At 65.0% G+C, this 948-nt stretch carries 1 protein-coding gene; it reads right to left on the bottom strand.

Annotated features, from left to right (window positions below):
• Positions 1 to 948 (bottom strand): chemotaxis protein CheW (locus IVB29_RS02575; protein ID WP_247501833.1); only part of this gene is annotated, 948 nt, incomplete at both ends.

Here is a 948-nt window from a genome sequence, read left to right as displayed (position 1 = left end):
TGCTGTCGGAGCGGATGGTCTCGGCGAACTCGAACCCGTTCATGTCGGGCATCTCGATGTCGGTCAGGACCACGTCGAAGGTTTGCGCACGTAGCGCGGCGAGGCCCTCCTCTGCGGTCGGCGCCGTGCGGACGCGGTAGCCGGCGGCCTTGAGCACCGGGGCCAGCATGTTGCGGAAGAACGCGCTGTCGTCGACCAGCAGCACCGACTGCGAGTGCAGCGACGGCTTCATCTCCTTGCGGGTGAACCAGTCGGCGAACGCCATCGGCAGGAAGTGGCCGACGTCGATCACTTCGGTGGCCTGGCCCTTGATCACGGCCGAACCGAGAATGCCGGAGGAGGAGCCGCCGACCTCGATGTTGAGCCGTTCCTCGACGATGTCGATGATCTCGTCGACGACGAGGCCCATGGAGCGGCCGTCATCGGAGAACACCAGGATCGGCTGCGTCCCCTGGCTCGCGATGGTGACGCTCTCCATGGCGACGAGCGGCATCAGCTGCTCGCGGTACTGCACCATGTAGCGGCCGTTGGAGAACTCGATCTTGTCCGAGGGCAGCTCTTCCAGGCGCGTGACGAGCCCGAGCGGGACCGCCTTGGGCTGGCTGGAGCCTGCGCGGAACACCAGCAGCGACGTGGTCTGCTCGCCGGATCCGATGTGGTGCGCCCCGTTCTCGTTGGCCATGTCATGGGCCGAGGAGCCGGCGGCGCCCAGCGCCTTGGCGATACCGTTAGGATCTATGATCATGATGACCGCGCCATCGCCGAGGATGGTGTTGCCGGAGAACATGTCGATGTGACGCAGCTTCGTCGACATCGGCTTGACGACGATTTCTTCGGTGTGGAAGACGCCGTCGACGACGATGCCAAAAGTCTGGCTGCCGACCTGCGTCACCACGATGAATCCGTTCTCGGGATCGGAGGCGGCGCCGTCGTCGATCTTGAGCAGCT

It is taken from the genome of Bradyrhizobium sp. 1, assembly GCF_023073315.1.
GTDB lineage: Bacteria > Pseudomonadota > Alphaproteobacteria > Rhizobiales > Xanthobacteraceae > Bradyrhizobium.
Note: the sequence above shows the minus strand (reverse complement) of the source record. Positions and strands in the feature narration are given on the sequence as shown.